This window comes from Sphingomonas sp. Leaf30, from assembly GCF_001422525.1.
In the GTDB taxonomy this organism is placed as follows: Bacteria; Pseudomonadota; Alphaproteobacteria; order Sphingomonadales; family Sphingomonadaceae; genus Sphingomonas; species Sphingomonas aerolata.
This window is the reverse complement of sequence record NZ_LMKZ01000018.1, coordinates 463009-487847: the sequence shown is the minus strand read 5'-3', so window position 1 is coordinate 487847 and position 24839 is coordinate 463009. Positions and strand designations below refer to the sequence as shown.

The window sequence follows — 24839 nt, the reverse complement described above, 5'->3', positions numbered from 1 at the left end:
GTGCCAGTGGCTTCTCGCTCAACCAGTTAAAACGAAAATGAAGTCAACACCAGAATACCGGTCTGGAGCGTCTCACGATACCTGATTTCAGATTCGCCAACAGGGAGCGGCTTATTAGCTTCTAGCCCCTCACCGAGCAAACGGGTGTTAGGATCTAAGACAATACCCACTCCGAAGTTGAAGCTTTCGCTGCTATTGGGACGCCGAGCACCAACCATAACTCCGAGGGCGATCGCGTCGATGATGTTGTCCGATCCCGGCTGAACGGCAACAAAGGGCCCGAGCCCCCAACGCGTCTTGCCAGGATCTGCTACCCGAAAAGCTCGGCCTTCAGCATCCGTTTCAACGGTGCAGGGATTTCTTAGTATGCTCAAAAAATCCCAAGTACAGGGTGTGAAGAAGTAATGGGTCTCAAGCATTATTCGCGCCCGGCCATTATCTTGATCGTCTGTCCGAACGATCCCGTTAACGACAGATGCGCGACTGATGCGATCCTCTTTTCCAACATCTGCTGTGAAAGATAATCCAATGCCGAGGTCTAGCCCGCCAAAATTTTGCCGGCCGGGAGCAGATTCCGAACCGGTGGAGGCGGTTTTCGACTTCGTTCCGTTTGCATCTGGTGGCGCTGCCGAATTCGAGGCAGTGGTTTGGTCGGGAACAGCGGGAGCGCTTACCGGCTTGCTGGCCGTCGATGAAGCACCGATGGTCTGCATGTCGGCGGCGGGCGCAACCGGCGGCGCCAGCGGAACGGCAGCGATTTCAGATGTCACCCGCGCCCGTTCGGCATCGATGCCAGCCAGTTCTGTTGCAAGATCAGCCAGTCGGGAGGCGCGCCATTGCTCTGCCAGCGCTTTAGTGCGGCTTGCCTGCGGCTGCGCCTGTGCTGTCGATGACGAGAATATAAGCATCCCGATGCATACTAAACGCGCCGATCCGTATCCCATATCACCCCCCCCGAAAAGTATGACGCGATCTTCTGCCTCATTTTTAATTCGATCAAGTCAGAGGTATTGAGTTATTTTTTTACATTATGCCTATGATCTAGTTTTAGACAAATATCGATCTTATATTATATTGTTTTTGTAGAATAATAATTTACGATGTTAGTGTTTATATTTTATAATATAGTATTAGTTTCATCTATTTATGATTCTGAGAAAAAAGACGGTTTATTGCGAATATTGCTGCAGTATTGCTGCGTTTTACAATTGATAAGATAATCGATCAGCGTTGAAAGACGCACACAATAATAGAATCGAGAATCCATTGCTGCTCGTTGTTTGTCAGTCCGAGGAGGACGCGTCGGGCATAACGCACTTTTGGCTGACCAGGTGCGGGCGCATCCGACAAGCCTGCTTGGTGAATGCTGGCAATGCGCGACGCGCGACCGCCAAAGCCGACCCACATTTCATCGGCGTTCCCGCCGGCTTTCAGGCTCTTTGCCATTCGCAATTTGCGAAACATCTTTTGCTGGCGAAGCTTACCCTTCTTTACGCCGCGATCGGTCTTGGGGCGGCGCGGGGTGAATGCAGCGCCATCCGGATCGTGCTGGGCGGCGATGCGATCGGACTGGCTCTTGCGGATCTCGCGGCCGATCGAACGCATCAGCCGCGCGCGTTCGGGCGCGGCGGTGCGCAGCAGCAGATCGCGACAGAGCTGCTCGATCGGTTCGAAGTCGTTCATCGCGTGACTATCTCGATACCGCCGGCTGCATCATCGATGAGCCCGGCCCATAGGACGGTGCCGGTCGGAACGCCGGCAAACTGGTCGAGCAGGACGGGCTCGGGCAGATGCGTGACCTTCAGGCCCCTCGCCTGTTGCTCGACGCGGACCAGCTCGGACAGCTCGAGCGTGATCGTGATGTCGCACGTCTCGGCATCGAGCAGCTCGCTTTCGAAAGTAAACGGCTTGCGCTCGCCCTTCTCGAACAGGTCGGGCTGATTGGCAGCGATCCAGGCCAGGATCGGCACGAGCAGGGTGTCCACACTGCCGGCATGGTCTTGCACCCAGATCGAAGCCGTGTAGGAATATTCGAACGACAGCGAGCCGGCGCGCACCGCGACGTCCCCCTTATCGACGAAAATCTCCATCTTCTCCGGGCTGTTCCTGATTGTGGGAACAGATGCGATCAGGTGCGCGCGCAGGCTTTCGAGCTTTTTCATCGGGTCGCCTTTGCAAGCGCCGGGCAGCTGTCCGCTGCCAGCCAGTTGACCAGGCGGTCCTTGCTGTCGGCGTTTGTGCGGAAGGCGCGTGCCATGCGGATGATGCCGGCGCGGATGGCCGTTGGGATCTGCGCGATCAGCGACGCATCTTCGGGAAGACCGGCGGGGCGATCGGCGCAGGCCATCAGATCGGCAGGCGGCAGCGGCCGTTCAATCGCGACGGCAACCGGCACCGCGGCTGGAGGATCAGCGGGTCGGTGGACGCAGGCCGGCAACGCCGTTGACAGCAGCAAGCCACTCACGATCAACAAGGTTGCGGCGTTCGGCTTCGGCATCGGCGGTCTCCATGCGGATGGCCGCGGCGCTGGCGGCTTCGGCCGCAAGGCGCGCGGCCTGGTTATCTTTGACGGTGCGGGCGCTGGCATCGGCCATCGCCTTGGCGAACAGCCGCGCGGTCTGCTGGTCGGCGTCGGCACGGAACGCGACGAGGCCGGCGACATGGCGCGCGCAGAGCACGCCGCGCGCGGCGGTATCGGTTGCGCCCCATTCGACGCCCGAGCGCGCGCAGACGATCTCGGCACGGTGCACGGCGTCGTCGCGATCGGCGCGGACCTGCTGGAAAAGGACATAGAGCCAGGCCCCCGCCCCCGCGACCGCGAGCAGGACGAGAAACGCAGCCTCGCCACGCAGCTTCGACAGGATCGCGCGGATCATCGCGGCAGATCCTTCAGGCAAAGGTCGCGCTCCGCCCGGCGTCGACGGACGAGACCGTTCACGACCTTGCCGCCCGCCTTGTTCCACAGGAGGAAGGCGTCGCACGCCGCGCGCCACTGGCCCGCGTCGAAGCGGCGGTCGACCGTCGAGCCGCAATAGCCACTGGTGCCGATATTGTACGCCAGGCTGATCGCAGCTGCGAGCTGGTTGGGATGACCGCGCAGCGATGGCGTGCAGGCGAGGACCGGTTCGGCGTGCCGGACCAGCGCGGCCTGGTCGCGGGCTTCGCACCCCGCAACCGTCTCACGCATGCCGGGCGTCACGCCGAGCGTCTCGCCACCGCAGATCGTCCAGACGCCGACGATGTCGCGGTAGGCGTCGAGCCGCGGCCTGCCGCCCGACTCCCATGCGGACACGAACGGGGTAACGATGACGGCGGTGGCGAGACCGATGACGGCGATCAGCGTCTTGCGCGGCGCGCGCACAGGCGTGGTGGTGCCGGGGTTCGGCATCACTTTTTCTCCTTCTTGGCGGGGAGGAAGGCGACCAGGCGGTCGCGAATGATGCCGGGCAGCTCGCCGGCCGCGGTCGCGCAGCCGGTGATGAAGCCGGGCGCGGTCTTGAAGGCGACCATCCCGAGCATGAAGCCGAGTGCCTGGAGGACGAAGGGGTGGAACGGGTAGACCGCGCCGGCCGCACGCTGCACGAAATAGCTGACGACGACGCCGACCCAGAGCTGCGTCGCGCGCTGCCCCCAGGTGAGGTCCGGGTCGTACAACATGCTGACGATCGACCCGAGCGCGGGCGGGACGAGCGAGCCGAGAAAGGCGAGCAGCCCTTCGGCCAGGTCATGGAGGAGCTTGTGCATCGTCAGTCCCACAGGTTGACGACATCGGTGCGCACGGCGACGGCCGGCGCGGCGATGGCGGGGAGGTTTACGGACAGCCCCTTGGGCAGGATCGGGCCGCGCGCGGCGATGCCGGGATTGGCGGCGAGCACGACCGACAGATCGGCGGGGCCAAGCCCGCGCTCGCGCCAGATCAGCGCATCGAGCGTATCGCCGTCGCGTGCGCGGACCGTGTCGAGCATCGCCATCAGATCAGCTCGACACAGGTGCGCGTGACCGCGAGCATGTCGCGGATGGCGTGCAGCGAATCGCGGCGCAGCTCGGCGACGCTGGGCTCGAGATCCTCGGCCTTGCGTTGCCCGGCGCCGGTCAGGTCGACGTCGCGGTAGCGCTCGACGACCTCGGCCTTGGCGGCGGTGAAGACGGCGCGGCGGTAGAGCAGCACCAGCGTGCTGGTGCCGTCGATCGTCGAGGTGGGCACTCCGTCGAGGCGGAGGATCCCTGCCGCGCGATGCCCGGCCGCCCAGCCGGCGAGATCGCGCCCGACCGTCAGGATGCCCGCGATCAGAGCCTCGCGCGCCCGCGCGGGCGTGACCGCGTCGCGGATGCGGTGCTGCTCGCGGAACATGGCGGGGTCAATGTCCGGCAAGAAGCCGTCATTCACGATCAGCGCCGGGGCTGGCGTATCCACGTCGGGCAGGACGGTCGCGATGATGGTCATGGGGACGGTCCTCAAATTCACGGGGGTGGGGATCAGGTCGAGCGACGGCCCTGTGGCCCGAAGGCCTCCCGTCTCGCGTGATCCGTCCCCGAGCGCCGGGGGCGAGCTTGGTTCAGCCAGCGGTGTCGCCGGCCTCAGATTTCGTGGCGGCGATCTTCGCCTTTTCGAGACCGCGCAGCATCGCCTTCACGCCGACCCGGTCGTGCAGATCCTGCGCGCGCGTCAGCATCGACGTCGCGCGGTCGATCGTCGGGATGATGGCGTCGCCGGTGCAAATGCCCGCTGCACGGATCAGCTCGGCGCCGATCGCCTTGAATAGTTTGGCGCGCGGCTGGTCGTGCATGTCGATGCCGTCGGTCAGCAGCTCGACGGCCTCGAGCACGGCAAGCGGGAAGGCATCGCCGCGAACCTGCGTCTTGAGCGCGGCGTCGGCGATTTCTTCCAGCACCAGCGTGGCGGCGTCGCGTTCGTACCGCTTCGGCATGGGAATCGAGAAGCGCAGTACGAAGCGGGCGAGCGCCAGCGCTCGGCTCCAGTCGCCGACGTCCATGCACCAGACCATGATGGTCGGCAGCACGTCGTCGGCGCCGGTCGGTTCCAGCGTACTGGTGTCGGCACCGCGGCCGGCATCGAGCAGCCCGTCGCACCATGCGCGGTAGTCGGGCAGCATTTCGCGCTTGGCGGCGACCTTGCGGTCGATCGACTTGATCTGTTTCAGCCGCTGCATGTCATGGCGCAGCCGCATGGATATTGTGGCCGCGGCGCGCGCGGCGGGCGTGTTGCCGGCGGGCACAAGCGGCTGGTCCGCTGCGGTCGGTTTGGCGACCGCGGCGGTACGGGTGTGCCCGCCCCCGGAGGCAGGAGCAGACGCCGCTTTCATGGCTAGGATTTGTTCCTGGCGTCGAGCGAAGCTCATGGCGTGTCCTGTGGGGGCGGGAACGGGGGAAAGGGTTAGCCGCCGGCCGGCGCGCGCGCGGCGGGCGACTTGCCCATGACGATGTTCTCGATCAGCGCGGCCTTGCCCATGTCCTCGACGACATAAGCGTGGTTCACGCTCTCGTAGTTCTCGATCTGGTCGCGCTTGGCGTTATCCTCGATCTTGCGCCGCTCGGTGCCGATCTGTTCGTAGACCGACAGGTTGGCGAGCGTCGTGATCAGGATGGCGTTCTTCGGGAATTTCGGCACGCGCACAGCGCTGAGGCCACCGATCTTCTTGTCGGAGAGCAGCACGTCGCGCGCGAGCTGTTCGGTCGCGCGGTCGCCCGATGCGTTGACGATCGAGAAATACTTGTCGTTGACCAGTTCGCGCCCGACGATCGCGACCAGGTCGGTATCCTCGCGGTAATTTTCGTGGAGCAGCTCGATGCCGGCGAACACCAGCGCATCGATGTTGACGTAGTCGACCTCGGTGCCGACCTCGCCAGCGCCGACATAGATCGCGCCGGCCGCGGTTACGACACCGTCTGCGTCGCGGGTTTCCACCTTCAGCTCGCCGCCCGCGGCGTGGCGCTCGGGCGCATCCTCGCGGATGTGCTGGAGCCAGCCCTTGTTGACGTCCTGAAGCAGCGGATAGGCGACCGGGTCGGTGTCCTTCGCCACGAACAGGCCGTTGAAGCCGATCGTGATGATGTCGACCGCCTTGGCGCTGACGATCGCGTCGCGCAGCAGCGTCTGGAAATTGGGCTGATGCGCCCAGGCGTCGAGCGTCTCGTACCGGATCAGCGTGTCGAAGTCGGTCTTTTCGCAGCGGTAGCGCGTCTCGTCGAGATCGCCGGGATAGCGCGGGCTGCGGTCCTTGGTGCGCGTGTCGGTGCGGCTGGCAATCGTACCCTTCACGCCGACGCCGACCTTGTCCCCCTCCTGCGCCACCACCGGGATGATGTTGATCTTCGACAGGAAATCGCTCGATCCCTTCAGCTTGGCGCGCAGCGTCTGCGCAATGGCGGGCAGCACCTCGAACGCGCGGCTGGGGTCGGCGACGTTGTTCAGCTTGCCGATCTGCTGGGTATAGGCGTCGTACTTGGTGCGGGTGGCGTTGAGCATCGGGGCGGTTCCTGTGAAGGCGGTCTGACGGGGCGGTCGGTGTCGGGCGCGGCGGATCAGCAGTCGGTGACGGCGTCGTCCCCTGCCCCCGATGCCGGCGCGCGCGAGAAGCCGGGCTGCTCCGTGGCGGCCAACTGCGTCTTCAGCGTCGCCAGTTCGCGTTGCAGCGAGGCATGCGCATCCGTGACCGGCTTCAGCGCCGCGGTCAGCGAGCCGCTGAACGCGGTCCGCATGTCACTGGCGAATGTCGCCGGATCGAAATTGTCGTTGGCGGGCGTCGGCGTGACGGGTTCGGCGGGTTTGAATTTGGCGGCGACGGCCGAGAACAGGCGATCGACGATGCTGTCGACCTTCTCCTGTTCGGCCTGCTTCGCCTCGAATTCGATCGCGACGGCGTCGGATCCCGAGGCGAACACCGTGCCGGGTGCGCGGTGCGAGAATTGCAGGCGCTCGGTGCCGATCGACGCGGGCGTGTCGGTAAAGGCCAGGCCGATGATGCCAAACTTGCCGCTGCCGGCATAATTGGGGGTGAGTTCGACCGAGGGGAACGGCTTCTGATCGGCCCTGGCAAGCGCGACCAGCTGGTCATTGCCCTCGACGATCGCGTACAGCGCACGGCGCTTCTCGCTCTTGCCGGCGATGACGATATCGTCGGTCTTGGCTTCGAGCGAGACGACGTCGCCATAGCCGTTGAAGGGTGGCTCCGGGCTGTAGCCGGAGACATGCTCGAGGTTGATCCGCGGCGAATAGGTCGCAGGCGCGAAGGTCGCGACGCACTCGTCGATCATCTCGGGCGTGACCTTGCGGCCATCGCTGATGGTCTCGCCTTCGACGAAGGCGCGGAACGGCTTGCTCTTGGTGCCCATGGCGGCTGATCCTCGGTTCGATTGCGGCGCGCCGGGCGCCGTTTGTTGAATCGAACAGGGACGAAGACAGTCGAGGTCTCAAGCGGCCGGTCTTGTAGAATGGTTTTCTACAAGAGACGGGAGCGGCGTTAGCCGTCAATCGCACGGTGGCTGTGCATCGCAGACAGCAAAGCTTGGTGCAAAATTTAGATTTTCGCATCAAGAATGTCCGGGATTGGTGGTATTTATCCGGATGTGGCTTGACGGCTGCGCAGCATCCATCAACGAAGCTCGACATCGACGCGTATCGTCTACGATATTCCGGGGGGGAAACATGGCAGTAGCTCAAACCATCAATATTACGGTGGACAAGGATTTTGCTCGATTTGGCTCGAAGAGCTACGCGATAAACAAAATCAACACGGTCGAAGTCCGTGAGCGGCAACCGCACGGCATTGGCGGCGCGATCTTTTGCGGGATCATCGCTCTCCTACTGTTTTACGGCGGGGTTAGCAGCGCCCTCAATGACACTGGTGATGGCGGTGGAACCGCAATAGTCGGGGCAATTATTTTTGCCGGGATAGCTTACTGGTCTTGGAAGCGCTCACAGATTCGTGAGTATCAACTATTTCTTATGACGAGCTCGTCTTCGACACAGGCTTATATTTCCAACGACGAATTCGAGGTCATGAACCTTCGCGACTCTATAGAGTCTGCCATGGTAGGAAAGCTCGACGCCTAAGTCTTTCCGTTCGAACGGGTTATGTTCGCTGTTCGCCACCAGTGACTGGGATAACAGGTTGATCGCCACCGCGTTTGGGGGAACCTCCCCGGTCACCGCGCTACGAAATTGCGCGATGTTCTGCACGGCTGCTGGATAGCGTCGAGCGACTTAGCCGATACGACGTGACATCACTTCGATTGGTCGACTCTCGCTACCACGCGAGAGAGCGCGAGCAATCCCCGGCGTCTTCAGCAATCTTCCTGCGCCTAACTATTGAGTCCAGTCACCCCATCCACATTCGCAATTGATGACGTAGTAGAGTTCGTCGCGCTGATGATCGGTAGCGGTTGAACGTTTCAGATCGTCAGAGCCACAGCTTGGGCAAATGATCACTCCGAAGGGATCGCTTGGGTGAAGGTTCGCCACAGTTAAGTCTTGCAGCCGTGCCTGAAGCCGTTGGGCGATCTCGATATCGCGCGGCTGCCCGGTTACCTGATGCGCGACATCAGCAAGCGTTACGTCCCCTGCCGAGAGGTCAAAGCCCAAAAAATCTGCGACCAAGCGTGGTAATGGTGTTTTATCAAGCATCACAGGCACAATTCTAAGGCTCGCGTCATCTATGCGGCGGCGGATTGTAGCGCGCACCTCCGTGCCGACCCACTTCGACTGGCGCGCGGCGTCTGACCAGATAAGTATGAAAACGTCCGAGCTGTCGAGGCCCTCCTCGATACCCCCAGTCAGCGAGTCGCCTGGGCGGAGATCCCATTCGTCAAACCAAACGCTTTCGCCCTGCTCAATAAGCAGACCGGCCAGAGTGCGCGCTTGCTCTTTGTCTGCCTTATTGTGGCTGATGAACGCCTTCATCACTAACTCCATTGAGATATCGTGCGATCATGTCCGCTTTTGGGGGCCAAGGGAAACCGATTGAACAGCCGACTTTAGGCGAAAGCGGAAAGCCGCGTTCGAGTTCTAACCGCGACGATGCTTCCACGAGCGGGATCCTCAATCCGGCGCTCTTGTAGAAAGACATTCTACAAGAGCCGCGGGAAGCGGTCGGCCGAAGGGCGTGGCTAGGCTCGCCGACCATGTCGATCCTTGCCGACCCGATTACCCTCCCCGTCGAAGAACGGGTGCGCCCGGCGCGCAGCCTATACTGGCGCGGCTGGAGCCTCGCGCAGATCGCCGAAGAGCTGGCGGTCAAATACGACACGGTGAAGAGCTGGGCGCGACGTCATGGCTGGGATGAGGCGCCGTCGATCCGCAAGCTGGAGGACTGCCTTGAGACGCGCCTGATGGTGCTGATCTGCAAGGAGAAGAAGACGGGCGCCGATTATACCGAGCTGGATGCGCTGCGCCGTCAGGTGGAAAGCTTGGCGAAGGTGCGCCGCTACGAGGCGCCCGGCGGGCATTCGGGCGATCTGAATGACAAGATCGCCAATCGTAACGCGGGCGAGAAGAAGAAGGCGAAGAAGAACCACTTCACCGCCGACCAGGCGGCCGAGCTGAAGGCGATCTTCCTCGACCAGCTCTATGGCTATCAGGAGGCGTGGTTCGCGGCGCTGACGTTCCGCACGCGGATGATCCTCAAATCGCGGCAGATCGGCGCGACCTATTATTTCGCGTTCGAGGCACTGATCGATGCGATTGAGACCGGTCGCAACCAGATCTTCCTGTCGGCGTCGAAGGCGCAGGCCCACCAGTTCCGCAGCTACATCGTCAGCTTCGCCAAGCTGGTCGGCGTCAGCCTGGCCGGCGATCCGATGCTGATCACCAGCGAGCTGCGCCCGGCCGAAGAGGCCGCGGCCGAGCTGCATTTTCTCGGGACCAATTTCCGCACCGCGCAGGGACGCCACGGCAACTTCTATTTCGACGAGTTCTTCTGGGTCCACAGCTTCGAGGAGCTCAACAAGGTCGCCTCGGGCATGGCGACGCACAGGAAATGGCGGAAGACCTATTTCTCGACGCCGTCGACGATCGCGCATCCGGCCTATCCGTACTGGACCGGCGAGCGCCGCAACAAGCGCCGTCGCAAGGAAAACCGCGTCGAGATCGACGTCAGCCACGCCGCGCTGAAGGACGGCGCGCAGGGCCCCGACCGGGTGTGGCGGCACATCGTCAACATCCGCGACGCCGAGGAAGCCGGCTGCGACCTGTTCGATATCGAGGAGCTGGAAGACGAATATGCGCCCGACGAATTCGCCAACCTGTTCCTATGCGATTTCGTCGACGACAGCCTGTCCGCGTTCCGGTTCAACGACCTGGTCAAATGCGGCGTCGATACGGTCGAGGAATGGACCGACTATAATCCGGACGCCGAGCGGCCGTTCGGCAGCGGCATCGTCTGGGCGAGCTACGACCCGCAGAACAGCGTCGACGGTGACAACGCCGCGCTGGTGATCGCCGCACCGCCCGCCGAGCAGGGCGCGCCGTTCCGGCTGCTGGAGAAGCACCAGCTGCGCGGGCTAGATTTCGAGGAACAGGCAACCTTCATTAAGGGCGTGCTGTCGCGCTACACCTGCACCTTCCTCGCGATCGACGCGACTGGCGTCGGCGCCGGCGTCTACCAGCTGCTCGCCAAACCCGAGGCCGGGCTGCGCGGCGTCACCAAGGTCGAATATTCGCTCGAGGTGAAGGCGCAGATGATCATGAAGGCGCAGCACGTCATCGCGCGCGGCCGCATGCTGTTCGATGCCGGCTGGCTCGACGTCGTGTCGTCCTTCGTCTCGATCAAGAAGACGCTGACCACCTCGGGGCGCAACGTCACCTTCAAGGCGGGGCGCGGCGGTGACGAGGGTCACGCCGATCTCGCCTGGGCGACGATGCAGCTGCTCAACAACGAACCGCTCGACGGCAAGGAAAAGCCGAAGGCAACCATGGAGATCCTGTAATGGGCAAGGGACGCGCGCACCGCATGGGCCGCACTGACATCGGCCGCGCCGGCGCGATCGCCATGGCGCAGGCGCCATCGACCGCGGTTGAAGCGTTCACCTTCGGCGATCCCGAACCGGTCAACAGCCGGCGTGAGGTGCTCGACCTACTGCAATGCTGGCACAATGGCCGGTGGTACGAACCGCCGATCAGTGTCGAGGGTCTGGCGCGGTCGTTCCGCGCCAGCCCGCATCACAGCTCGGCGATCCTGCTCAAACGCAACCTGCTGGTGCGGTCGTTCGTGCCGACCGCCTGGCTGTCGCGCGCGACGTTCGAAAAGCTGGTGCAGGATTATCTGATCTTCGGCTTCGGCTTCGTCGAACAGCGGCGCAGCGTGCTGGGCGATCTGCTCCGCCTCGACCATGCGCTCGCCAAGTTCACGCGCCGCGGCGTCGACGAGGGGCGCTATTTCTTCGCACCAGGCGGGGCGATCGAGACCGAGTTCCGGCTGAACAGCGTGATCCAGATCATGCAGCCCGATATCAACCAGGAGCTGTACGGCGTGCCGGAATATCTCTCGGCGCTGCAATCCGCGCTGCTGAACGAGGCGGCGACGCTGTTCCGCCGCAAATACTATCTCAACGGCAGCCATGCGGGCTTCATCCTGCACGCGACCGGCGAATTCTCCGACGGCGACGTGCAGGCGATCCGCACCGCGCTTAAGCAATCGAAGGGGCCGGGCAACTTCAAGAACCTGTTCGTCCACCAGCCGGGCGGCAAGGATGGCGGGATCAAGATCCTGCCGATCGCGCAGGTCGGCGCCAATGACGAGTTCACCGGGATCAAGAACGCGACGCGCGACGATGTGCTCGCCGCGCACCGCGTCCCGCCCGCACTGCTCGGCATCGTGCCGGCGCAGGGCTCCAGCCTCGGCAAGCCGGGCGAGGCGGTCGACATGTTCTTCGAGCTGGAGATCGAGCCGATCCAGGCGCGGCTGCTCGACATGAACGCGCAGATCGGCGTCGAGGCGGTCGCCTTCGCGCCGCGTCAGGCGCACGCGGCTGCGGCCGCACCGTAGTTCGACGTCCGGCATAGCCGGGCGGGGGATGCCGGGGGGCAACCCGGCACACCGACGAGGAGCTTCTTGCCACGACCAACGGCCATCGGCCGTCCCGCACCCGCGCGATCTGCGCAAGCGGGATTTCTACAAGGCGACGAAATCCAACATGTACACCCTTAATTCCGTTCAGCCCGTCGCACCCGCCGCGGGCTATATCGGCGGCAAGCGTAATCTGGCGTCGCGTCTGGTCGCGATGATCGAGCGCGTCGACCATGACGGCTATGCAGAGCCGTTCGTCGGCATGGGCGGCATCTTCCTGCGGCGCCGATCGCGACCGAAGGTCGAGGTCATCAACGACGTGTCCGGCGACGTCGTGACGTTCTTCCGCGTGCTGCAGCGTCACTATCCCTACATGATCGACATGCTGCGCTTCCGCGTTGCGTCGCGCGCCGAGTTCGAACGACTGAAGGCGACGCCGCCCGAAACGCTGACCGACCTCGAGCGCGCTTGCCGCTTCCTCTACCTTCAACGCCTGGCGTTCGGTGGACGGGTCAACGGCCGGCATTTTGGCGTCGACAAGACGCAGGGCGCGCGGTTCAACGTGACCAAGCTGGAGCCGCTGCTGGCGGACATCCACGAGCGCCTCGCCGGCGTCGTGATCGAGCAGCTCGGCTATGCCGACTTCATCCGCCGCTATGACCGCGCCGGCATGCTGTTCTACCTTGATCCGCCCTATTGGGGGTGCGAGACGGACTATGGCCAGGACGTTTTCGGCCGCGCTGACTTCGACCAGCTCGCTGACCAGCTGGCGGGGATCAAGGGGCGCTTCATTCTGTCGATCAACGACACACCGGGCGCGCGGGCGACGTTTGCGCGGTTTCATGTCGCGACAGCCGAGACGACGTACACGGTCGGGGCCGGCGCCGCGCCGCGCGCGGGCGAGCTGATCGTTTCGAACGTCACCTTCGAGTGAACGCTGCGGGGCGGTGCTTACGCCGTCCCGCCGACGGCGCCTAATCTTCGGCATCCTTGGAGCCTTCTCGCATTCCCAAGTACCGCCGCTCATTCGGGTGGCGTAGCCGCTGCCCGGATTTGAACGAGCTGCGTTCACAAAAGTTGGCAATGCGTCGAGGTGGTACCAAAAAGTAGAGGTTTCGAGATTCAGATGCTTGGATTTAGCGGCTTTGCCATGAGCGGGAATTTCCGCCAATGTCGGGCATGAAGAATCGAAAACGAGCCGGCTTCGCTGGGGCAATTGGAACGATCGTTTCCACGGCCTGGTTAATCCTCACAACGGCTATTTCTGCTGCAAACCTTCCCTCGGACGCGAATGATGCGTGGAAGGCGATTGTAAGCACCTCCCCCTTCTTGCCAGCTGGGCTTGCAGCGTTATGCGTCGCAACGCTTGTTTGGGCCATTTGGTGGCCCGTTAGTGCCGTTGCACCGGAAGATGCGAGCAATCACAGACCTACAGTGCCCCCCCAGGCAGCCGAAGGGGCGCGTTTCCACACAGACGGATCAGTTTATGCTGGCAGCGGTGGCTCTGGGCAGTTCTTTGGCGGCGGGGGCGGCGGCGGCGGCGGGTTGGAGATCGGCGCTGATGGATCGGTGCGGGCTGGCGGTGGCGGCGGTGGTGGTGGCGTGACCCCCGGAGGTGCTGGTGGTGGTGACCTTGGTGGCGGCGGTGGAGGAGCGTCAGGCATTCCGGCGCACATCGCCAATCAGCCTTATTGGCAGGCAGGCTGGTTCATCTCGCAGCTCACAGACCGGTTTAAAGCCAGTCACGGCGCCATGCCTTCAGACGAATTTGTAAACCAAGAACTCGAAAAGGCAGGCTACCGGTTTAAGTACAGCAAGTCATTGGTCGGCTATACGCTCGAAGAGCGTTAACTTTAGGTCAGACCCATGGCCAGCCTATATAAAGGGCGACTGACGCTGCTACCTGCACTCGCTTAATCCACGTTGGCTGGAAACGTTGGGATCTACCGATGCGAAATGGCGCTGTGTCTAAAGCCCCCTTTCGGTTGCGGTCTTGCTGCGACGCCGACCCTGAAGCAGAAGGTCCGCCTCCGTTCCAGACGGGCGGTGTAGAGTGCGGCCCTCCGACCAAGTAAACGTCCAGTTATCTCGATTGCCGTCTGAAACCGGCCAAGCCGCCTGTTGCTCTGATCTCGGTCATCCGCGCGCGCCCACGCAATCACGCTCGAACTTTTGGAACCTCACGGATGTCGGTCGTCCAAGCGGGCGACTTCATTTCCGATCGCATTTTCCACTCTCGCTTGAAACCTTGCGACGCCGTCGTAGCGGAGAATTTTCCAAAGCGGGTGTTGATTTCGTCCAGAGCGCCCATCAGCCGGTCGCGCTTGTCCGTGTCGCCCTCGAACAATGTTTGGGGGCGCATATCCGCCGCGATCAGATCGTCGAGCAGGATGCCGGCTTTGGTGTACGCATAGCCGTCGCGCCAGGCGGCCGACGCGCCGCGCTTCGCCGCGGCGATGAGCTCAAGGCTGTCGCTGGTCATCGGGTGCAGCGCCACGGTGCGCGAGCCGGCATATTGCGGCCGGTCGGGCTTGTGCCTGTTGGTATGGAAGAACGCGGTCAGCCGCCCCGCAACCAGTCCATGCGACCGGAGCTTCTCACCCGCCCGCATCGCATATTGTGTGAGCGCGCCGAACAGCGTGTGGAAGTCGCTCACAGGCGTGCCGAACGAGCGCGTGACCGCCATGCCCTTGCGCTGCGGGGCGATGGTCTCGACCGCATCGGACGGGACGCCGCGCAGCTCGCCGACCAGGCGCTCCAGCACGACCGTGCCGACCGCGCGCGCCTGCTTCATCGGCATGTCGCGCAGCGCGCCGGCATTGCCGATGCCGAGCGCCAGCAGCTTTCGGGCTGTCGCGCCGCCAACACCCCAGACGTCCTCGACCGGAAACCGGTCCATCACCCATCTGCGAACCGCATCGTCGCGCAGATCGGCGACGCCGTCGAACATCGGGTTCTTCTTGGCCGCGGCGTTGCCGAGCTTCGCCAGCGTCTTGGTGTCCCCGATGCCGACGCAGGTGGGGATCGTCGTCCACTGGCGCACCTGGGCACGCATCGCGTTCACGTGCGCGACCAGGTCCCGGTTCTCGAAGCCGGTCAGGTCAAGGAACGTCTCGTCGATCGAGTAGATCTCGAAGTCCCGCGCAAAGGCATCGCACGCCGCGACGACCCGGCGCTGCATGTCGCCGTACAGGGTGTAGTTGGACGACAGCACGCGGATCCCGTGCGCACGGATCTTGTCGCGCAGCAGGTGGACGGGCTCACCCATCTTGATGCCAAGCGCCTTGGCCTCCGCCGAGCGGGCGACGGCGCACCCGTCATTGTTCGACAGCACGATCACGGGCACGCCGATGAGGCTACTGTCGAACGCGCGCTCGCACGAGACATAGTAGTTGTTGCAGTCGATGAGCGCGATCGGCCCGCTCACCGGACTTGGCGCGCGACGCCGACGACAACGCCCCAGATCTCGACATTCTCGTCGACGAGCGTGTGCGGGTAGCCCTCGGCCTCTGGGACGAGCCAGTGCCGGCCGTCCATGTGCCGCAGGCGCTTCAGCGTGCGGTCGCCATGGACCAGAGCAACGACGATCGCGCCGGCGCGCGGCGTCCTGGATCGGTCGACGACGATCAGGTCGCCGTCGTTGATCCCGGCGCCCAGCATGGAGTGGCCGTCGACGCGCATGATGTAGCTCGCGGCCGGGTGTTGGACGAGCCAGGCGCCGAGGTCGATCGGCTCCTCCATGTCATCCTGTGCCGGCGACGGAAAGCCAGCCGGCGTCCGCGACAGGAAGAACGGCACCTCGAGCGGTATCAGGTCGAACGGGACATCGTGGAGGTGGAGATGGTGCATGATGGTTCCAGCGACTCTTTGGACCGCCATGTAGCGTGAGTCAGAACAGAAAGGGAACACATGATTTCAACGACGTGCGGCTATCCTGCCCCGCGGCCAAGGTCGCGACCCCATAATACGCGCTGATCCCCCCGCCTCGCCCGCGGTCTTTTCGTGTCGCAAAAGGTGCGCTCAAAACTGAAGCGATAGCGGGCCTAGATCCAAGGCGGACTCGCTAACAAAGAGGGGGCTGCAACGGTGCGGTTCGGTGCGGTTCAGCGCGGGCGTAGACGAACTCTGGATCCTGCAGACAGCGCAAGAACCCCCGCCTCGCCCGCGAACTTTTTAGGCGTCTTTCGATGCGTCTTGGGAACGTGATGCTGCGAGGTGGAGATGCATGATCTCGACAGCCATTTTGCCGGACCGTTGATGATGCAGATTGATGCGGCTGTCAGCCATGCCCCATTTCTCGCGACGCTCTTAAGCTCAAGAACGCATCATCCAGGCGAACCTTTAGGATCCTTCCCACGCGGGTAAGTGCGCTCTTCCTGGTACCGCCCATCCGTTTTTTGGATTTTGACTGAGCCGCCGGCTTTTCCAAGAGCGTCGCTCAATACACCCCCTTGAGTCGCCTCTTTCTTTGTCTCAAATCTCGCCTTCGCACGGCCTCCCGCATCGGGTTTAAGCGCCCAGTCATTCTTTTTATTATCATGGATCAAAGTATACTTTTTAAGGTCTTTGTCGGACACGATCACTTCTCCTCGATAACTATCACAATCATCCCAGAATATCATCAACGCTGATGTCGATATCGATCGTGGCCACTTCGACAAAAGCGCCCAGCGCACTTCTTATCTCACCAAAGATTGCATCGTTCCCATCTTTGGTCGCCAGAGTAAGAACGAAACAGACGTCCATTTCCGGCGCCTCTGCATTGGTTTCGAACCCATAGAGATACAAGTCACGCGTGAAACACCGAGCATAAACACGCATCGAGTTTCCAGTGTATTGTTTCGCATGCCACTTTTTGGAATGATGGCGAACGGGACTCCACTTATGATCGAACGATCGAGCCTGTTCCTCAGTCATGCGGCCAGTTTCAATTGAGCCGAGAAGATTCTCGAATTTATCACCACGCTCTACCTGCAAAGCGGTTTCCAACCGCGAACTAAAATAGTTTGGCCCTGCAATTTCGGAGGTAAGCGGATGCGGGTTTAAAATGGCGGTTAGCTTACCAGAGCCACTTAGCTTTCCTGCTCGAACCAAAGATGGGGGAATTGGGAGTTCCCAGTAATATGCGGCTCCCGGCTTCAATTTTGCTCGCCATTGCAGCGTCACGCTGCCGGTTTGAGCCTCCCATGGCATTACCAATGTCGGAGAACCAAACCCTCGACCTGGATCGAACGCACCTTCCGCTGAGCTATGCAGTATCAGGGCTTTTACGAGGTCTGGTGATGGATCCCGAAGACGCTCCATCGTATGCGCCGCCAACGGCGAGGTAAGTGCGGCCGAATAACTAGAACCGCTAGTCGTGAGTCCCCCGATGACGCGGACATGGGAAAAATTCGAAACCTCGGGTTTAAGCATACCAGAGGGGCCTGGTCCGGGGAGACTGATGGGGCAATCGTTCGTCGCGTTGCCATCACTATCATGAAGGCGGCCGCCAGCCGTGATAGCAGCCTCGCAATCAGCAGGCGGCTGCAGCAGATCTCCAGGCCGATTTCCAGTCGAAATCACAGGGAGCACGTTATGCTTTCTAGCTAACCGCGCTAATTGATGCCCCAGATAGCTAACCTTCTCGGGATCACACCCGCCCGGCTCATTTAAGGAAAGGTTCCAAACCCGAGTAGATGGGTAAGCGCCCATGACGGCATCTAGATAATTAATAAAGCTTTCTGGATCTACTAAAGCACCAGATCCGCGGCGCGATATAGCCTGCACCACACCAACCTGACAGTAAAGCGCCGGCAGACTCAGACCGTTGTTCCAATCATGGCCCTGCACAATTAAAGACGATATCCGGTTTCCATGAACATGATCTGCATAGCCGTCCGCGACTAACGCCGGCGCGCGCCACGCCTCTGCAGATCTATACGACCCGGCCGTTAGCCCTCCATCGACCACGCCAACGACCGGCATCGTACGAATCTCTCCTGGGATAGGCCGGTCTGGCTCTGCCCCGGCCCCTGGGGATGTCGTCTCAATTGGCCGCACGGGTTCAAGTCGAAAAACTGCTCCAGAGGCCACTAGCTCCGAAAGCGCGGGCAACGTTGGGACCACTACTGTGGTGCTTGCCCTCCGAGTTAGTCGGTATGATCGAAGTGCCGCACTTAAGCGATCGGTGGCCTCTGTGGCGCGGAGCGCCCTTGTCAGCCCCACCGGAGTGCTCGTTAAATCAATCCCGAGTTGTTGAGTAGCAGGGGGTACTGGCAACAACGCCCGTCCGCGCAAACCCTCCACACGGCCCAAAAGCGTTTCAACAGCCTCGGGATCAACCAGAGGCATCAACCACATCATAAATGCGCGCCCCCCTTCCAACACAGGAGCAGCCGACCACGCCTCTTCAACGCTATAGATTCCCGTGGCATCCTCTTCGTCAAAGAACCGAACGGCCTCGACACGCGATATATCTACCATCGCTGGCGGGGCATTAGCGGCCCCGACAAAATGGGCTAACTCTGGCAAACGCGACGTCTCGATCTGAATTAGATACCCTGATCGATACGGAGCAATTATCCGAGCGCCGCGCTCCCATGAAAACAAGTCCTTTGGGAGGTAGGTTGGAGCGAGAGAGTCGTCGAACATTGAAGCATAAACTACCGACCTTCCCAGAAAGCTGGGCTGATCTGAAGAAAGGCTCGATAGCTCGCGAAATCCAGCACTCAGCTTTTCACGCTGCTTCTGTAACCGCGCCACCTTTATCGCATTAGCGTCTTTACCACGACCCGTTACACTCCGTGGCTTCGGGTCCTTTGTAAAACGGAGCACCGGATGTAACAGCGGGCGATTTTCATCACTCGGCATGACTATGCTCCTTCAGATATCGGTGGGCCATCTGGCGACTAACGCCGATAATTTTCGCGATATTTGTAACTTCCAGGCCAATACGCTCCTGAAGAAGCGCCGCCAATGCGCGTCGATCGTCATGTGACAAACTGCGTCGATCTATCAAACTTGGCGCCCCAGCCTTTGATGAGGCAACTGCAAGCAATGCCTGAGCTAAAGGAGGTTCAGCACCTTCGAGGACCTCGCGTCGCCTCGCAGACATCGCAATATTTTCTATGTCTGCGCCCGTCAGACCCTCTGAAAACTTCCCGAGCAAAGCTGCCTCGGCGTGACGTGTGCCATCACCCCGGAACAAATAATGGGTCCACATATCCGACCTAACGCGATCGTCTGGCACTCCAAGATCAATTTTGTAGGGAAACCGGCGCCATATGGCAGGATCGAGCAGATGCGGGTGATTTGTGGCTGCGATAACAACAGTATCATCTTGCAAAGAATCTAAACCCTGAAGAACGGTATTCACGACCCGCTTCAGCTCACCCAACTCATTACGGTCATCACGGACTTTTGCGACCGCATCGATTTCGTCTAAAAACAGGACTGCACGCCGACCTGGCGCAAAGTCGAATACATTTCGTATATTTTTTGCGGTATCCCCGAGTCGGGATGAAATAATCGAATCCAGACGAACAGTATAAATCGGGACGCCTAACTGTGCAGCAATATGTCCAGCCAAAAGCGACTTACCCGTTCCAGGAGCACCGTGGAGTAGCATTGCAAGCCGCGAAGCCACGCCTTGAGAAGTTAGCAATTCGACGTGGCGCGCGTCTTCAAGGAACCTACTGACGACCTGACCTGCGTCATCATTCAGTAGCAGCGGCACCGTTGGCCACGCAGCCTCTTCAACGAGAGGTTGTTGCGATCCGGAATCGCGAGGAAGGGATTCTGCGTAGCCCGACGTCTGCAACGGCACTCCTCGGCGCCGCAACATGGACTGAAGAGATTTGGCCCCCGCAACATCCCCGTCCGCCGCCATGGCTTTAGCGAGCACGTTTCCAATACGTTTAAGGCGCGTGTAATCGGCCTCCAAGGCGGCTTCGAAGAAACTAAGTAGGGCGGGAGTGTCAACTTGCATACCCGTCTTGTGAACATATCTTGTTCAAGTGTCAACCTACAGAGTTCAAGTGTAAACTCACGTCGTCGCATATTTACATGGGAGAATGCGCCGCGCGGCTCGACGCCGCTAAACCCGACGTTGTAGGAACTGATCCGCGGTTCCCCAGCGCCACAAGCGCAACGGCCAGACAAGAAATGGCATCAAAAGTACGCATCCTCCCTAGGATGCACGGGACGGCGCAAGCCGGCACGCTCACCCGCAGTCGCTGGATGCTGAACCCGTTGGGTTCGGAGCCTCGGGGGCTTGGTGGAGCAGCAAACCTGCGCACGCCAACGGCGTTCCTCTTATATTTAACCTTGCAGGGATGGGTTCTGACCACCCGGTGAATTCGCGTTACAGAGGTCTACGCGCCGGCCCAGCGAAGCGAGAGCCTTGGCGAGAGGCGACTCATTGCCGGCACGGAACGCGGCCAGGTCCTCGGCGGAGACGGTCGCCAGCATTGCTGCCGTTTGCTCTTCCTCGGCCTTCCTGCGCGTGACCTCGTCGTCGGGCAGAGGCCCCTTCCTCATCATCCGGCGGACCATGTCCGCCGCTTCCTTGGGCAGTCCGAACCAATAGGCGTTCGTCACCTGCTTCACCTGAGGGCCGAAGGCGTCTGGGTCCTCGACCGGCTCAAACCGGCGGATCCAGTTGAGGAAGCCGTGATCCTTCAGACGTGAGAGCGCGCTGACGATCGCGCCGCGCGAGCGCCGCAGCCGCTCGGCGAGCGTCGCGATGGCGGGCTCGAGCCGGCCGGTCTTGAAGTCGATCATGCGCATCATCTCGCGCAGCACGTCGACGCCGATCGCGCCGAGCGGGCCGTTACGCTTGCCGGCGATCTTGTGCTTGCGGTCGTAGACCTCGGCCGCCCGCATCCGGGCGTTGCGTTCGGCCTTGTTAAAGGGGCGCCAATAGCGCTGCTCGCGCTCGCCCGCGCGATAGCTGCTGCGGCGGACCGGCTGGCCTGTGCGATGCCCCTTTTTCACCTTGCCGCCGGCGATCTGAAACAGCGAACGCGCGCTCACGACCGGTTAGCCAGCGCGTCAGAAAACCGCAGGATTCCGCGCCTGCCGTCTTTGTGGTTAGCCAAGCCAACATATTGAACCGGCGCGATTAACGGAGACCAGTCGGGTGCACCAATTTCGCTCCGCTATGTACGCCGACTGCGCTTAGCCGACCGCCTCCACCCGGTACCGCAGATTGACCGCCCCGGCGGCCAGGTGTTCGCATCCGAGCAGCGACAGCGTCACCTTGCCCTTCAGCCCGTCGCCCGCCGCGACGATCCGCTCCGCGTCGGCGCCGCCGTCGAGTGCGGGTGCGATGACGAGGTTGAGTTCGTCGACCAGACCGGCGGCGAGGAACGAGCCGTTGATGCCGGCGCCACCTTCGAGCAGCAATGTTTCGATGCCGAGTTCGCGCCGCAGCGTTGTGAGCGCACCGGCGAGGTCGATCTCGGGCCGGATGACTGCGCCGAGGGAACGGTCCGCGCCGCGGTTCGTCGAGCAGGGACCAGCCCGCCGGCGACCCCGACCCACCGACAAGGATCCGATCATGAGCAACGGTGAAACCTCCCGCCGCAGCATCCTGGGCAGCGCTGCCATCGGCCTTGCAGCCGCGGCCGCGCCGGGCATGGCGCGGGCCCAGTCGACCGAGGCCTCCGCCACCGGGCCCGCCCCCAGCCTGCGCGACCCGCGCAATGCGTACACCCGCACCCCCTTCCCCGAGCAGAGCCAGGCCTGGCCCGCGCTCGCCAGCAAGATGACCCCCCGCCCCGATCATGGCGAGCAGAGCTATCGCGGCAGCGGCAAGCTGGTCGGCCGCAAGGCGCTGCTCACCGGTGGCGACAGCGGGATCGGGCGCGCCGCCGCGGTCGCCTTTGCGCGCGAGGGTGCGGACGTCGCGATCAACTATTATCCCAGCGAGGAGCCGGACGCGCGCGAGGTCGCCGACCTGATCCGGCAGGCGGGGCGCAAGGCGGTGCTGTTGCCCGCCGACATCCGCACCCAGAAGGCCTGCGAGGATACGGTCAGGAAAGCGATCGCGCAGCTCGGCGGTCTCGATATCCTGGTCAACAATGCCGCCTATCAGCAGTCCAAGGCGGACATCATGGAGATCAGCGACGAACAGTTCGTCCGCACCTACGAAACCAACGTGTTCCACGTCTTCCGCTTTTCGAAGGCCGCGATCCCCGCGATGCCGCCGGGTTCGGTGATCATCAACACGATCTCGCAGAACGCCTATGATCCGAATGACGACCTGATCGATTATGCCTCGACCAAGGCGGCGATCCAGAACCTGACGCGCGGCATGGCCAAGCAGCTCGCCAAGAAGGGCATCCGCGTCAACGCCGTGTCGCCCGGCCCGATCTGGACACCGCTCCAGGTCGCGGGCGGGCAGCTGCCGGGCAAGATGCACGAATTCGGCCAGGACACGCCGCTCGGCCGCGCGGGACAGCCGTCCGAACTCGCGATATTGTTCGTCGCGCTGGCATCCGGCGAGGCGAGCTACTCGACCGGGACCGCGGTCGGCGCGCATGGCGGTGCGGGCTTCCCCTGATCCCGGACCGCGCCCGCGCCGCCAAGCGCCATGGACGTCGACCGCAGCACGTCCTGCCGCGCTAACCAACTGTAAACACACTGCCGCTAGGATTCCTTTGATCCTCCGGGACGGATGTCCGTGGATGAGGAAAAGGGGACTGCCGTGGGCATCAGAGCAACCGTCCGCGCAGGGGCAATCGCGATCGCGCTGGCGTCCGCGCTGACCGCTACCGCTGCCGCCGCGCAGGTCCGCGTAGCGATCGGTGGGCAGATTCAGGATGTCCCGGCGAACACCGTGCGGACCGTCACCACGATCAACGGTCGGACGCGCATCGTCGACACGGCCTGGCGCGGCGGCACGGCGACGCCGGGCATGGCGGTGATCACCACGACCGAGACGACCGACGAGGACGACGAGGGTAACGTACTGTCGCGCACCGTCGTCACCTGCATCGAGCCGCAGCGGACGATGGTCGCCGCGGTGGGCTATGCGCCGCCACCCGCCCCCCGCATCGAGATCGACCCCGCCGACCTCGACGAGCCGGTCACCTTCGGGCAGCCCCATGTCCTGCGGATCAATCGCGATCCCTGGGGCGGGCATTTCGTCGCGGCGATGATGGTCAACGGCGTCCGCATCCGTGCGATCGTCGACACCGGCGCGGCCTACACCATCCTGTCGGCGGACGATGCGCGCGCGACAGGGGCCGACCGTGCCGTGCAGCGCGAGGAGACGGCGATCGGCATCGGCGGCTATACCCGGCTCGGCGTCGCGCGTGTCGCCTCGGTCGAGATCGGCGGGCAGAGTCTGGGCCGGATGGCGATGCGCATCGGCCAGCGCGGCATGCCCTACACGCTGCTCGGCCAGCCCGAGATCGCGCGGCTGGGACGTGTGACGATCGAGGACGGCGTGATGACGATCACGCCGCGCGCGCTGACGACGCAGCTTGCAATGCGCTGAGTCCCGGGCCACGCGCTGGCCCCGGCAGTTACGAAGCGTCGACCGTCCGGCTTCCGGTCACACGGTGCAGGTCCGGACCGCCTGGGCAAGCGCCGTCAGGGGATCGCCGACCGGCACGAATTCATGCGCGAAATAACCCTGGAATTTGAGATCGGCGACGCTGCGCGCCACTGCCCGCCAATCGACCTCCTGCGTGCCGTCGAGATTATGCCGCCCGGGAACCCCGCCGGTATGGAAATGGCCGATCCACTCGATGTTCTTGCGGATCGTATCGATCAGGTCGCCTTCCATGATCTGCATATGGTAGATGTCGTAGAGCAGTTTCACGCGGGGCGACGCGACTTCCTTGGCGACCCGCACGCCCCAGGCGGTGTGGTCGGCCATGTAATCGGGGTGGTCGACCTTGCTGTTGAGCAGCTCGACGCAGATCGTCACATCATGATCCTCGGCGATCCGCTTGAGACGGTTCAGCCCCGCGACGGCGTTGTCGGCGCCCTCCGCGTCGGACAGGCCGCGGCGATTGCCTGAAAAGGCGATCACATTGGGAACGCCCGCCTTTGCGGCCTGCGGGATACCGATGCGGAACGCCCGTTCGATCGCCGCGTGGTTTTCCCGCCGGTTCAGACCATTGGGGATCGTCATGATGTCGGCGGCATAGCCCATGGTGCAGCGTAGTCCGTGCCGGCGCGGCACCGCATATTCGGCGGGCTGCAGCAGATCGATGCCGTCCAGCCCGATGCGCGCCGCGGCGGCGCACAGCGCGTCGAGCGGCATGTCCTGGTAGCACCAGCGGCTGACGGACTGCTTCATACGGCCACGCCGCGCAGGCGCCGCGGCGATCGCCGAGGTTGCGCACAGGGCGAGAGAAGAAGTGATGACAGTGCGCCGAGTAATCATGTCCGCACACTAGGCCAGACGGCCCTGCCGGCAAGCTGTATTGCACCCCGAAGCCACGCGCCGCGAATGGCGTGCGACCAAACCCTTGATCACGGGGAGATTTCGTGGTGGTCGGGGTATAAAGCGAACCCCGCTTGTCAGGGACCGGGGGCGCATGATGGAGATGCCGGCGATGTCCGACGATTATGCACGCGGACGGCGGGACGGGCTTCGTCTCGCACTCTCGATTCTCGCTGCCGAGGAGGCCAAATGGGAGGCGCTGCTCGGTGAGAGTCCGTCGTGGCGGACGAACGCGACGCGCGCGATCCGGCACAAGGCGTATCAGGTCGCGACCAAACGCGTGCAGACCGCGCTCAACCGCCTGTTGCCCAAGGCGGAAACCGCGTTGCCGGCCGAGATCGCATCGATGATCGATCAGGCCGGATTATAGGGGA

At 62.6% G+C, this 24839-nt stretch carries 29 protein-coding genes; 8 read left to right on the top strand and 21 right to left on the bottom strand.

The genetic code is table 11. The features are described from left to right. Positions 1 to 26: 26 nt before the first annotated feature. The 12 genes from ASE89_RS20580 to ASE89_RS15900 all read right to left on the bottom strand — a co-directional run bounded on the left by ASE89_RS20580 (position 27) and on the right by ASE89_RS15900 (position 7353). Positions 27 to 908, bottom strand: coding sequence for a hypothetical protein (locus ASE89_RS20580; protein WP_156363520.1), 882 nt, complete (start codon positions 906 to 908; stop codon positions 27 to 29). A gap of 316 nt (positions 909 to 1224) precedes the next feature. Next, positions 1225 to 1683 (bottom strand): phage virion morphogenesis protein, encoded by a 459-nt coding sequence (locus tag ASE89_RS15950; protein WP_056679675.1) that lies wholly within the window; start codon positions 1681 to 1683, stop codon positions 1225 to 1227. Further along, positions 1680 to 2162, bottom strand: coding sequence for a phage tail protein (locus ASE89_RS15945; protein WP_056679672.1), 483 nt, complete (start codon positions 2160 to 2162; stop codon positions 1680 to 1682). Before ASE89_RS15945 ends, ASE89_RS15950 begins: the two co-directional genes overlap by 4 nt. Beyond that, complete coding sequence (locus tag ASE89_RS15940) at positions 2159 to 2395, bottom strand: hypothetical protein (protein WP_082451602.1); 237 nt, start codon at positions 2393 to 2395, stop codon at positions 2159 to 2161. The genes ASE89_RS15945 and ASE89_RS15940 overlap by 4 nt, the downstream gene beginning before the upstream one ends. A 13-nt stretch (positions 2396 to 2408) precedes the next feature. Further along, positions 2409 to 2876: a hypothetical protein gene (locus tag ASE89_RS15935; RefSeq protein ID WP_056405910.1), complete on the bottom strand. Its 468-nt coding sequence runs from the start codon at positions 2874 to 2876 to the stop codon at positions 2409 to 2411. Continuing rightward, on the bottom strand, positions 2873 to 3388 hold the full coding sequence (locus ASE89_RS15930) for a lysozyme (protein WP_082451600.1): 516 nt from the start codon (positions 3386 to 3388) through the stop codon (positions 2873 to 2875). Before ASE89_RS15930 ends, ASE89_RS15935 begins: the two co-directional genes overlap by 4 nt. Then, positions 3388 to 3744: a hypothetical protein gene (locus ASE89_RS15925; protein ID WP_056405911.1), complete on the bottom strand. Its 357-nt coding sequence runs from the start codon at positions 3742 to 3744 to the stop codon at positions 3388 to 3390. The genes ASE89_RS15930 and ASE89_RS15925 overlap by 1 nt, the downstream gene beginning before the upstream one ends. A gap of 2 nt (positions 3745 to 3746) precedes the next feature. Continuing rightward, on the bottom strand, positions 3747 to 3971 hold the full coding sequence (locus tag ASE89_RS15920) for a tail protein X (protein ID WP_443024354.1): 225 nt from the start codon (positions 3969 to 3971) through the stop codon (positions 3747 to 3749). Further along, positions 3971 to 4444, bottom strand: a complete 474-nt coding sequence (locus tag ASE89_RS15915) for a head completion/stabilization protein (RefSeq protein WP_056679666.1) — start codon at positions 4442 to 4444, stop codon at positions 3971 to 3973. The genes ASE89_RS15920 and ASE89_RS15915 overlap by 1 nt, the downstream gene beginning before the upstream one ends. Before the next feature lie 112 nt (positions 4445 to 4556). Next, complete coding sequence (gene gpM / locus ASE89_RS15910) at positions 4557 to 5324, bottom strand: phage terminase small subunit (RefSeq protein WP_082451598.1); 768 nt, start codon at positions 5322 to 5324, stop codon at positions 4557 to 4559. Between the two features lie 71 nt (positions 5325 to 5395). Then, complete coding sequence (locus tag ASE89_RS15905; RefSeq protein WP_056679660.1) at positions 5396 to 6487, bottom strand: phage major capsid protein, P2 family; 1092 nt, start codon at positions 6485 to 6487, stop codon at positions 5396 to 5398. A 56-nt stretch (positions 6488 to 6543) separates the two neighbouring features. After that, on the bottom strand, positions 6544 to 7353 hold the full coding sequence (locus tag ASE89_RS15900) for a GPO family capsid scaffolding protein (protein ID WP_056679656.1): 810 nt from the start codon (positions 7351 to 7353) through the stop codon (positions 6544 to 6546). A gap of 313 nt (positions 7354 to 7666) precedes the next feature. On the opposite strand from ASE89_RS15900, the gene ASE89_RS15895 reads away from it, so the two are divergent. Continuing rightward, entirely contained in the window at positions 7667 to 8074 is a 408-nt protein-coding gene (locus ASE89_RS15895; RefSeq protein ID WP_056679652.1) for a DUF6232 family protein, read from the top strand. Between the two features lie 252 nt (positions 8075 to 8326). Here ASE89_RS15895 and ASE89_RS15890 read toward each other — a convergent pair whose 3' ends face one another. After that, the gene (locus ASE89_RS15890; RefSeq protein WP_168427703.1) at positions 8327 to 8920 is read right to left on the bottom strand and encodes a toll/interleukin-1 receptor domain-containing protein; all 594 of its coding nucleotides are present in this window, start codon (positions 8918 to 8920) and stop codon (positions 8327 to 8329) included. Between the two features lie 221 nt (positions 8921 to 9141). On the opposite strand from ASE89_RS15890, the gene ASE89_RS15885 reads away from it, so the two are divergent. From ASE89_RS15885 to ASE89_RS20575, 4 genes are all read left to right on the top strand, one after another. Continuing rightward, a complete protein-coding gene (locus ASE89_RS15885) occupies positions 9142 to 10944 on the top strand; it encodes a terminase large subunit domain-containing protein (RefSeq protein WP_056679645.1) in 1803 nt (600 codons plus the stop codon). Further along, positions 10944 to 12002, top strand: coding sequence for a phage portal protein (locus ASE89_RS15880; RefSeq protein ID WP_056679642.1), 1059 nt, complete (start codon positions 10944 to 10946; stop codon positions 12000 to 12002). The genes ASE89_RS15885 and ASE89_RS15880 overlap by 1 nt, the downstream gene beginning before the upstream one ends. A 148-nt stretch (positions 12003 to 12150) precedes the next feature. Further along, entirely contained in the window at positions 12151 to 12957 is an 807-nt protein-coding gene (locus ASE89_RS15875) for a DNA adenine methylase (protein WP_056679639.1), read from the top strand. 236 nt (positions 12958 to 13193) lie between these two features. Beyond that, positions 13194 to 13874 (top strand): hypothetical protein, encoded by a 681-nt coding sequence (locus ASE89_RS20575; RefSeq protein WP_156363519.1) that lies wholly within the window; start codon positions 13194 to 13196, stop codon positions 13872 to 13874. Between the two features lie 307 nt (positions 13875 to 14181). On the opposite strand, the gene ASE89_RS15865 is transcribed toward ASE89_RS20575, so the two are convergent. From ASE89_RS15865 to ASE89_RS15845, 7 genes are all read right to left on the bottom strand, one after another. Next, the gene (locus ASE89_RS15865; protein ID WP_056679633.1) at positions 14182 to 15450 is read right to left on the bottom strand and encodes a Y-family DNA polymerase; all 1269 of its coding nucleotides are present in this window, start codon (positions 15448 to 15450) and stop codon (positions 14182 to 14184) included. Further along, entirely contained in the window at positions 15447 to 15872 is a 426-nt protein-coding gene (locus ASE89_RS15860) for a LexA family protein (RefSeq protein WP_056679630.1), read from the bottom strand. Before ASE89_RS15860 ends, ASE89_RS15865 begins: the two co-directional genes overlap by 4 nt. A 476-nt stretch (positions 15873 to 16348) precedes the next feature. After that, positions 16349 to 16600 (bottom strand): DUF2188 domain-containing protein, encoded by a 252-nt coding sequence (locus tag ASE89_RS19995; RefSeq protein WP_201781558.1) that lies wholly within the window; start codon positions 16598 to 16600, stop codon positions 16349 to 16351. A gap of 28 nt (positions 16601 to 16628) precedes the next feature. Continuing rightward, positions 16629 to 17990, bottom strand: a complete 1362-nt coding sequence (locus tag ASE89_RS20875; RefSeq protein ID WP_168427701.1) for a S8 family peptidase — start codon at positions 17988 to 17990, stop codon at positions 16629 to 16631. Positions 17991 to 18864: 874 nt separating this feature from the next. Further along, the gene (locus tag ASE89_RS19990) at positions 18865 to 19992 is read right to left on the bottom strand and encodes an AAA family ATPase (RefSeq protein ID WP_082451594.1); all 1128 of its coding nucleotides are present in this window, start codon (positions 19990 to 19992) and stop codon (positions 18865 to 18867) included. A gap of 332 nt (positions 19993 to 20324) precedes the next feature. Beyond that, positions 20325 to 21038 carry a hypothetical protein gene (locus tag ASE89_RS15850; protein WP_056679624.1) on the bottom strand — a complete coding sequence of 238 codons (714 nt, stop codon included), beginning with the start codon at positions 21036 to 21038 and terminating at the stop codon, positions 20325 to 20327. A 144-nt stretch (positions 21039 to 21182) separates the two neighbouring features. Further along, positions 21183 to 21548: a dihydrofolate reductase family protein gene (locus tag ASE89_RS15845; RefSeq protein ID WP_236701825.1), complete on the bottom strand. Its 366-nt coding sequence runs from the start codon at positions 21546 to 21548 to the stop codon at positions 21183 to 21185. Positions 21549 to 21564: 16 nt separating this feature from the next. Here ASE89_RS15845 and ASE89_RS15840 point away from each other — a divergent pair, with 16 nt between their 5' ends. Next, the gene (locus tag ASE89_RS15840; RefSeq protein WP_056679618.1) at positions 21565 to 22569 is read left to right on the top strand and encodes an SDR family oxidoreductase; all 1005 of its coding nucleotides are present in this window, start codon (positions 21565 to 21567) and stop codon (positions 22567 to 22569) included. A gap of 144 nt (positions 22570 to 22713) precedes the next feature. Continuing rightward, positions 22714 to 23508 carry a retropepsin-like aspartic protease family protein gene (locus ASE89_RS15835; RefSeq protein ID WP_168427699.1) on the top strand — a complete coding sequence of 265 codons (795 nt, stop codon included), beginning with the start codon at positions 22714 to 22716 and terminating at the stop codon, positions 23506 to 23508. Between the two features lie 57 nt (positions 23509 to 23565). Here the strand turns inward: ASE89_RS15835 and ASE89_RS15830 are convergent, their stop codons facing one another. Continuing rightward, entirely contained in the window at positions 23566 to 24318 is a 753-nt protein-coding gene (locus ASE89_RS15830) for a hydroxypyruvate isomerase family protein (protein ID WP_197979420.1), read from the bottom strand. A 241-nt stretch (positions 24319 to 24559) separates the two neighbouring features. Between ASE89_RS15830 and ASE89_RS15825 the strand changes: the two genes are divergently transcribed. After that, positions 24560 to 24835 (top strand): hypothetical protein, encoded by a 276-nt coding sequence (locus ASE89_RS15825; protein ID WP_236701824.1) that lies wholly within the window; start codon positions 24560 to 24562, stop codon positions 24833 to 24835. Positions 24836 to 24839 lie beyond the last annotated feature (4 nt).

Coding starts and splice junctions, on each gene's coding strand:
- ASE89_RS20580 (WP_156363520.1), bottom strand. CDS start 908: ATGCTTATATTCTCGTCATCGACAGCACAGGCGCAGCCGCAGGCAAGC.
- ASE89_RS15950 (WP_056679675.1), bottom strand. CDS start 1,683: ATGAACGACTTCGAACCGATCGAGCAGCTCTGTCGCGATCTGCTGCTG.
- ASE89_RS15945 (WP_056679672.1), bottom strand. CDS start 2,162: ATGAAAAAGCTCGAAAGCCTGCGCGCGCACCTGATCGCATCTGTTCCC.
- ASE89_RS15935 (WP_056405910.1), bottom strand. CDS start 2,876: ATGATCCGCGCGATCCTGTCGAAGCTGCGTGGCGAGGCTGCGTTTCTC.
- ASE89_RS15930 (WP_082451600.1), bottom strand. CDS start 3,388: ATGCCGAACCCCGGCACCACCACGCCTGTGCGCGCGCCGCGCAAGACG.
- ASE89_RS15925 (WP_056405911.1), bottom strand. CDS start 3,744: ATGCACAAGCTCCTCCATGACCTGGCCGAAGGGCTGCTCGCCTTTCTC.
- ASE89_RS15920 (WP_443024354.1), bottom strand. CDS start 3,971: ATGGCGATGCTCGACACGGTCCGCGCACGCGACGGCGATACGCTCGAT.
- ASE89_RS15915 (WP_056679666.1), bottom strand. CDS start 4,444: ATGACCATCATCGCGACCGTCCTGCCCGACGTGGATACGCCAGCCCCG.
- gpM (WP_082451598.1), bottom strand. CDS start 5,324: ATGAAAGCGGCGTCTGCTCCTGCCTCCGGGGGCGGGCACACCCGTACC.
- ASE89_RS15905 (WP_056679660.1), bottom strand. CDS start 6,487: ATGCTCAACGCCACCCGCACCAAGTACGACGCCTATACCCAGCAGATC.
- ASE89_RS15900 (WP_056679656.1), bottom strand. CDS start 7,353: ATGGGCACCAAGAGCAAGCCGTTCCGCGCCTTCGTCGAAGGCGAGACC.
- ASE89_RS15895 (WP_056679652.1), top strand. CDS start 7,667: ATGGCAGTAGCTCAAACCATCAATATTACGGTGGACAAGGATTTTGCT.
- ASE89_RS15890 (WP_168427703.1), bottom strand. CDS start 8,920: ATGAAGGCGTTCATCAGCCACAATAAGGCAGACAAAGAGCAAGCGCGC.
- ASE89_RS15885 (WP_056679645.1), top strand. CDS start 9,142: ATGTCGATCCTTGCCGACCCGATTACCCTCCCCGTCGAAGAACGGGTG.
- ASE89_RS15880 (WP_056679642.1), top strand. CDS start 10,944: ATGGGCAAGGGACGCGCGCACCGCATGGGCCGCACTGACATCGGCCGC.
- ASE89_RS15875 (WP_056679639.1), top strand. CDS start 12,151: ATGTACACCCTTAATTCCGTTCAGCCCGTCGCACCCGCCGCGGGCTAT.
- ASE89_RS20575 (WP_156363519.1), top strand. CDS start 13,194: ATGTCGGGCATGAAGAATCGAAAACGAGCCGGCTTCGCTGGGGCAATT.
- ASE89_RS15860 (WP_056679630.1), bottom strand. CDS start 15,872: ATGCACCATCTCCACCTCCACGATGTCCCGTTCGACCTGATACCGCTC.
- ASE89_RS20875 (WP_168427701.1), bottom strand. CDS start 17,990: ATGCCGGTCGTTGGCGTGGTCGATGGAGGGCTAACGGCCGGGTCGTAT.
- ASE89_RS19990 (WP_082451594.1), bottom strand. CDS start 19,992: ATGCAAGTTGACACTCCCGCCCTACTTAGTTTCTTCGAAGCCGCCTTG.
- ASE89_RS15840 (WP_056679618.1), top strand. CDS start 21,565: ATGAGCAACGGTGAAACCTCCCGCCGCAGCATCCTGGGCAGCGCTGCC.
- ASE89_RS15830 (WP_197979420.1), bottom strand. CDS start 24,318: ATGAAGCAGTCCGTCAGCCGCTGGTGCTACCAGGACATGCCGCTCGAC.
- ASE89_RS15825 (WP_236701824.1), top strand. CDS start 24,560: ATGATGGAGATGCCGGCGATGTCCGACGATTATGCACGCGGACGGCGG.